The organism is Cellulomonas sp. P4_B5_2 (assembly GCF_056402235.1).
Genome location: NZ_JBFUHU010000202.1, coordinates 1 through 6,864 on the forward strand (window position 1 = coordinate 1; position 6,864 = coordinate 6,864).

The 6,864-nt window shown below is 73.6% G+C and carries 8 protein-coding genes; 5 read left to right on the forward strand and 3 right to left on the reverse strand.

The features are described 5' to 3' along the window. Positions 1-88 precede the first annotated feature (88 nt). The 3 genes from AC1DUQ_RS14655 to AC1DUQ_RS14665 all read left to right on the forward strand — a co-directional run bounded on the left by AC1DUQ_RS14655 (position 89) and on the right by AC1DUQ_RS14665 (position 2,199). Positions 89-607 (forward strand): hypothetical protein, encoded by a 519-nt coding sequence (locus tag AC1DUQ_RS14655; RefSeq protein WP_477060349.1) that lies wholly within the window; start codon positions 89-91, stop codon positions 605-607. Positions 608-785: 178 nt separating this feature from the next. Beyond that, positions 786-914: a molybdopterin oxidoreductase gene (locus tag AC1DUQ_RS14660; protein WP_175346467.1), complete on the forward strand. Its 129-nt coding sequence runs from the start codon at positions 786-788 to the stop codon at positions 912-914. Positions 915-978: 64 nt separating this feature from the next. Beyond that, a complete protein-coding gene (locus tag AC1DUQ_RS14665) occupies positions 979-2,199 on the forward strand; it encodes a pyridoxal phosphate-dependent aminotransferase (protein WP_477060348.1) in 1,221 nt (406 codons plus the stop codon). A gap of 34 nt (positions 2,200-2,233) precedes the next feature. Here the strand turns inward: AC1DUQ_RS14665 and AC1DUQ_RS14670 are convergent, their stop codons facing one another. Continuing rightward, on the reverse strand, positions 2,234-3,535 hold the full coding sequence (locus tag AC1DUQ_RS14670) for a multidrug effflux MFS transporter (RefSeq protein ID WP_477074032.1): 1,302 nt from the start codon (positions 3,533-3,535) through the stop codon (positions 2,234-2,236). A 71-nt stretch (positions 3,536-3,606) separates the two neighbouring features. Between AC1DUQ_RS14670 and AC1DUQ_RS14675 the strand changes: the two genes are divergently transcribed. Then, positions 3,607-4,347, forward strand: coding sequence for an SOS response-associated peptidase (locus AC1DUQ_RS14675; RefSeq protein WP_477060346.1), 741 nt, complete (start codon positions 3,607-3,609; stop codon positions 4,345-4,347). A gap of 6 nt (positions 4,348-4,353) precedes the next feature. Here the strand turns inward: AC1DUQ_RS14675 and AC1DUQ_RS14680 are convergent, their stop codons facing one another. Beyond that, positions 4,354-5,430: an adenylate/guanylate cyclase domain-containing protein gene (locus tag AC1DUQ_RS14680; protein WP_477074033.1), complete on the reverse strand. Its 1,077-nt coding sequence runs from the start codon at positions 5,428-5,430 to the stop codon at positions 4,354-4,356. A 14-nt stretch (positions 5,431-5,444) separates the two neighbouring features. Next, on the reverse strand, positions 5,445-6,296 hold the full coding sequence (locus AC1DUQ_RS14685) for a biotin--[acetyl-CoA-carboxylase] ligase (RefSeq protein ID WP_477060344.1): 852 nt from the start codon (positions 6,294-6,296) through the stop codon (positions 5,445-5,447). 105 nt (positions 6,297-6,401) lie between these two features. On the opposite strand from AC1DUQ_RS14685, the gene AC1DUQ_RS14690 reads away from it, so the two are divergent. After that, positions 6,402-6,864 (forward strand): carboxyl transferase domain-containing protein (locus tag AC1DUQ_RS14690; RefSeq protein ID WP_477074034.1); only part of this gene is annotated, 463 nt, incomplete at its 3' end.

A 6,864-nucleotide genomic window follows, 5' to 3' on the forward strand; every position in this document is an offset into this window, starting at 1 on the left:
GCGTCGGCCTGTCTCCGTCGGGCGTGTCGTCGGCCAGGCGGGCAGACTGTGGGACCGAACCTGCCCACGACTGCCACCGGAGGACGACATGCCCACCCCGACCCGCCCGCGACTCGCTCGTGCCGGCGCGCCCGTCATCGCCGCCCTGCTCGCCCTCGGCATGGCGGGGTGCTCCGACGCGGACATCGACGACGCCGCGCAGCAGGCCAAGGACGCTGCGAGCGACGCACGCAGCGCGATCGACGACCTCAAGGCGCAGGTCGACGACGCCAAGGCGGAGGCGGACGCCGCGCAGCAGAAGATCGAGGACGTCAAGGAGCAGCTCGGGTCGCTCGACGAGACGGCCCGGGCGCAGGCCGACACCGCGGTGGCCGACGCGCAGACGGCGGTGCAGGACGCCCAGACGGCGCTCGAGCAGGCGCAGGCCGAGGGCGCCGCCGCCTCGCAGCAGGCGCTGGCCGACGCCCAGGCACAGGTCGCGGACGCCCAGGCCGAGCTCGAGGCTGCCAAGGCGAACGCCGCCGGGTCGGCCGCGGACTCCCTCGACCAGCTGGCGCAGCAGCTCACCACGCTCGGTGACAAGCTGGAGACCGCCGCGGGCAGCTGAGATCGACGGCCGGTGTGACGTCGTGGCGACTCGTCGCCCTCGCCCGTTGCGCGACCACCCTCGACGAGCGACGCGGGCGTGTGCCCGGACGACGATTCGTTGCGTGGTGGTCGGGTGAAATTCACGCTCGTCGGCGCGGGCAGTTGTACGTAGCGCGGTCCGTGCCGATCTTCTAGGTATGGCCGAACGACAGGCGCAGCGGGTTCTGCGGCGACACCACGTGGAGTGGTGGATCGTCGCAGCCTGGGCGTCCCTCGCACTCGTCGTGGTCGCGGGTCTGACCGCCGCGACCGGACTGGTGAGCTGAGCGCTCCCGCTCCCGGACCCGTCACCGACGGGTTCCCCTCGAGGCACCGCCTAACCTTCTGGGCATGACAGCGCGCTGGCAGGACGTCGCCCGGGCGACGGGGCTCATGGGCGACGACGGAGTCCCCCGGGCCACGGTGTTCGCGGAGATGTCCGCGCTGGCCGCGCGCACCGGTGCCGTGAACCTCGGGCAGGGCTTCCCRGACGTCGACGGCCCCGCGTCGGTGGCCCGCGCCGCGCAGGACGCGATCGCGGCCGGCGCCAACCAGTACCCACCGGGTCCGGGCATCCCCGCGCTGCGCGAGGCGGTCGTCGAGCACCAGTCGTCGCGCTACGGCCTGACCTGGGACCCGGACCGCGAGGTGCTGGTGACGGCGGGAGCGACCGAGGCGATCGCCGCGACGGTGCTGGCGCTCGCCGGTCCGGGCGACGAGGTGCTGACGCTCGAGCCCTTCTACGACTCGTACGCGGCCGTGATCGCCCTCGCCGGCGCCACCCACACGACCGCGCCGCTGCGCGCGACCACGGACGGCTTCCGCCTCGACCTCGCCGCGCTCGCCGCCGCGTTCACGCTCCGGACCCGGCTCGTGCTGGTGAACACCCCGCACAACCCGACCGGCACGGTCCTGACGGTCGACGAGCTGACGGCCATCGCCCGGCTGGCGGTCTCCCACGACGCGGTGGTGGTGACCGACGAGGTGTACGAGCACCTGGTGCTCGACGGGTCCGCGAGCGCGCACGTGCCGATCGCGACGCTGCCGGGGATGGCGCAGCGGACGCTGACCATCTCGTCGGCGGGCAAGACGTTCTCGTTCACGGGCTGGAAGATCGGCTGGGTCACCGGCCCCGAGCAGCTGGTGACGGCGGTGCGGACCGTCAAGCAGTTCCTCACCTACGTGTCCGGGGCGCCGTTCCAGCCGGCCGTCGCGTTCGCCCTGCGGGACCCGGACGTCGCGGCGTGGGTGGTCGAGCTGGCCGGTTCGCTGTCCCGGCGCCGCGACCTGCTGTGCGCGGGACTGGAGGACGCCGGGTTCACGGTCGTCCGGCCGCAGGGCACGTACTTCGTGCTCGCCGACGCGGCACCCCTCGGGTACGACGACGGAGCCGAGCTGTGCCGCGACCTGCCCGGGCTGGCGGGGGTCGTCGGCGTGCCGGTGTCCGCGTTCACGCACTCCGGCTCGGACGTCGACCGAGCACTGCGGTCCTGGGTGCGGTTCACGTTCGTCAAGCGCGACGAGGTGCTGGCGCAGGCTGTCGAGGGGCTGCACCGGCTGCACCGCGGCTGACCCCGGCCAAGGAGCCCGCGAGGCGGGCCGACGGTCAGACCGTCCAGGCACCGTCGCGGTGGTACGCCGGCGTGGCCAGCGCGAGGACCAGGAGCGCAGCGACCGAGGCTCCGACCATGACCGCAGCCATGGCGACGGCGTCACCGCCGAGCAGCCCCGACAGCGGGCTCACGAGGCCGGAGACCCCGGCCTGGGTGGCCCCGATGACGGCCGCCGCGGTCCCGGCGACCTCGCCGTGCCTGCTGAGCGCCAGCGCGGAGGCGTTGGGCGGCACGAAGTTGACCATCGCCAGGATGAGCCAGAGCACGACCAGGAGCGCGATCAGCCCGCCCCAGCCGGTGATCGCGATGGCCAGCAGCACGAGCGTCAGCCCCAGCGACACGGGCAGGACGACGCGCACGATCCGGATGGGGGCGACGCGACGCACCAGGGCGGCGTTCACCTGTGCGCCCGCGACGAGTCCGACCCCGTTGACGGCGAACAGCAGGGAGAACTGGTGGGCGGACAGCCCGTACCCCTCGCGGAGCACGAACGGCGACGCGACGACGTAGCTCATCAGCACCGCGACGCCGAGGCCGGGCAGGATGGCGAGCGCGACGAAGTGGCGGTCCCTGAACAGCTTCTTGTACCCCGAGAGCGCGGACTTCAGGCCACCCTGGCGGCGCCGCTCCGGGGGAAGCGTCTCGGGCAGCCGGCGCCACACGACGACCCAGAGGACGACGCCGAAGATCGCCAGCGCCCCGAACACGCCGCGCCATCCCCACTGGCCCGCGATGACTCCGCCGACCGAGGGCGCGAACAGCGGCGCCACCCCGATCACGAGCATGAGCCGGGACATGAGGCGCGAGGCGTCCGCGCCGACGAAGCGGTCCCGGATCACCGCCATCGCGACCACKCTGGCCGACGCGTTGAAGAACCCCTGCATGGTGCGCAGCGCGATGAGCGGCACGATCGCCGGCGCGACCGCGCACAGGATCGACGTCACCACGTGCAGCGACACCCCGACGAGCACCGGCTTGCGGCGGCCGAACCGGTCCGACAGCGGACCGATCACGAGCTGGCCCACGGCACCGCCGATGAGCATCGCGGTCATGGTCAGCTGGGCCGCGGTGGCGGAGGTGTTCAGGTCCCGCGCCACGTCCGGGAGCGACGGCAGGTAGATGTCGGTGGAGATGGCCGGCAGCGCGCACATGAGCCCCAGCAGCAGCACGTACTTGGCGTTGGGGCGGTACTGCGGGGTGGGCGCGGAGTCGACCGTCGGCACCACGCCGGGGGGTACGACGCCCGTGACCGGCACGGGGCCGGTCGGCGCGGGAAGGGTGGGGCGCGAGCTCATCGGAACGATTCTCCCACAAGAAACGAATCGATTCGATCCGGATGTCCGTGATCCCTGGCACGCTGGTCCCCATGTGTGGTCGCTATGCCTCCTTCCGCGAGGACCAGGCGCTGGCCGACGAGTTCGCCATCGCCACGGTTGCGGACGACGTCCGGCTGCTCGGCCCGTCCTGGAACGTCGCCCCGACCGACGGCGTGCGCATGGTCGTCGAGCGTGCCGACAAGGAGACCGGGGAGATCACCCGGCAGCTGCGCGTGGCGCGCTGGGGCCTCGTCCCCTCATGGGCGAAGGACATCTCGGTGGGCAACCGGATGATCAATGCGCGCGTGGAGTCGATCGGGGACAAGCCGGCGTTCGCCCGCCCGTTCGCCGTGCGCCGGGCGCTCCTGCCGGCCGACGGCTACTACGAGTGGAAGAAGCCCGCGCCCGGCGCGGCCAGCAAGCGCAAGCAGCCGTACTACCTGCACCCCGCCGACGGTGACGTGGTGGCGCTCGCCGGCCTGTACGAGTTCTGGAAGGACCCGAGCAAGGCCGACGACGACCCCGCGCGGTGGGTGGTGAGCGCCACGGTCATCACGCGCCCGGCCTCCGACGAGCTCGCGCACATCCACGACCGGCAACCCCTCATGCTCCGGCCCGAGGCGTGGTCGGCCTGGCTGGACCCGGCAGTCGGCGCCGACGGAGCGATGGAGCTGCTCGAGGCCCCGGCACCGGAGATCGTCGCCACCCCGGTCTCGACGGCGGTCAACGCGGTCGCCAACAACGGCCCCTCCTTGGTGGACGAGATCGACCCGGAGGACGAGCCGGCGTAGCGCGCCCTACGCCCCCGCCGCCCGCAACCGCACGGGCGCCACGGACCCGATCCCCGCCAACCGCCGCGCCGGCCGAGGCTCCAGCACGAACCGCGGGTCGGCTGCGAGCACCTCGGCGGTGGAGGCGTCGACCAGCACGGTGCTCGGGTCGGCGATGTCGGTGAGCCGGGCGGCAAGGTTCACGTCGGGGCCGAACACGTCGCCGAACCGCGACAGCACCCGCCCCCAGACCAGCCCGACCCGGACGGGCGTGACACCCCGGGCGCCCTCGAAGAGGCCCCCGGTCGTGGTCTCGCGGTCCACGTCGAGCTCCTTGCCCAACGCGTCCGCCAGGCCGAGCGCGATGAGCGCCCCGGTGGCGGCGCTGTCGGCGACGAAGAGGATCGCGTCGCCGATCGTCTTGACCACGCGCCCCCCGTTCGCGGACACGACGTCGCGCGCGGCTGCCTCGAACCGCTGCACGAACTGCGAGAGGTCGGTGGACCCGAGGCCGGCGGTCCGGCGGGTGAACGAGACCATGTCCGCGAACCCGACGGCGCGGGCGAGCGGGAGCTCGGAGCGGTCGGGGCCGGGGTCGCGGAGCTGGCCGAACTCCCCCGCGTACCGACCGGCGATCGCGGCGAGCTGGCGGCGGTAGGAGTGCACCAGCTGCGCCTCCAGCACGGGCGCCAGGGACGCCAGCCGGTCCAGCACGAGCAGCCGCGCGGAGGTGTCGTCGAGCTCGTACCGCGTCGCCATGTCCTCGACCAGCGCCTCCACCTGCCAGAGCGCGAGGCGGTCGGAGGTGTGGCCGAGCGCGCGGGTGACGGTGATGACCGTGCGCAGGTCGAGCCCGTGCTCGCGGACCAGCGCGGCCGCACGCTCCACGGCCTCGGCGTCGCGCTCGGTGTAGATCGGGTCGTCCGGGTCGGCGTGCGGCAGGCCCATGGTCGTCCAGAACGCGCGGACCACGTCGATCTCGATCCCAGCGCGCTCGGCCAGGTCACGGGCCGTCAGGGTGCGCGGGCCGCCCAGCAGCTCGGCGTCGAGCTCACCCACTGTCGTCTCGAGGAAGTCGRGCTCCTGCGATCGATCGTCCGGCACGGGACGAGGGTAGTTCACGTGGCCGAGCGGACGTGGCGTACGTCACCCGCGAGCACCCGGTGCGGGTCGCCCGCGTCGTCGACGACCACCAGCGCTCCGTCGTCGTCGAGACGCGCGGCGAGACCGCTCACCGAACCGCCGCCGGGCAGCTCGACCCGCACCCGCGTGCCGAGCGTGCTGCAGACGGCCGCGACCTCGTCGGCGAGCCCGGACGCGACCGCGTCGCCGCCGGACTCGCGCCACCGGAGCGCCACCTCCTGCTGCGCCGCGACGAGCGCGACGAGCAGCCCCTCGCGGTCGACGTGCCGCGCACCAGCGAGCGCGAGCGACGTCGCGCTCGGCACCGGGAGCTCGTCGACGGACTGGCTGACGTTGATCCCGATCCCGATCACCACCGCGGGCGGCTGGCCGGCGGGGAGCGGGACCACCTCGGCCAGGATCCCGCCGACCTTGCGCGCGGCCCCCCACCCCTCGACCTCGGTCTCGGCCGGCACCAGCAGGTCGTTGGGCCACTTGAGCGTCGCCGGGACGCCCGCCGTGGCGCGCAGGGCGTTGACGGCTCCGAGGCCGGCCAGCAGCCCGATCCAGCCGAACCGGTCGGCGGGGACCGGGGGGTGGAGAACGAAGCTGCAGGTCAACGCGGTTCCCCGGGGGGTCTCCCACGAGCGCCCCGCGCGCCCGCGGCCCCCTGCCTGGTGCTCCGCGACGAGCACGCTCGCGTCCGGCCACGAGGTCGGGTCGGCGCGCAGCGCGTCGGTGAGGTCGGTGTTCGTGGACTCGGTGACGTCGACCACCTCGACGCGCGTCAGGGGCCCTGCGGGAGCGAGCAGGAGGTCGCGGAGCTCAGCGACGCGCAACGAGGGCATGACGCCCATCTTGACGCCCCTTGTGGGAACCCGACACCCCGACGCGGGCAACGCGGTCATCGCACTGCACGTGCATGGTGGGCATCGACAACTAGCCTCGGTCGGGTGACCGACACCCAGCAGCCCGTCGAGACGGCCCCGCGCACCACCGCCGCCAAGCTGGCGGACCTCGCCTCGCRCTACGAGGCGGGCGCCGCGGCCGAGCAGTCCGCCGTCGACAAGCAGCACGCGCGCGGCAAGCGGTCCGCCCGCGAGCGCATCGAGCACCTCCTCGACCCGGGCTCGTTCACCGAGCTCGACGCGTTCGTCCGGCACCGCTCCACCAACTTCGGCCTGGAGAAGAAGCGGATCGCCGGCGACGGCGTCGTCGTCGGCCACGGGACGGTCGACGGCCGTCCGGTCTGCATCTACTCGCAGGACTTCACCGTCTTCGGCGGCAGCCTGGGCGAGGTGCACGGCCAGAAGATCACGAAGGTCATGGACCTGGCCCTGCGCACGGGCGTCCCGCTGATCGGCATCAGCGACGGCGGCGGGGCGCGCATCCAGGAGGGTGTCGCCGGCCTGACGC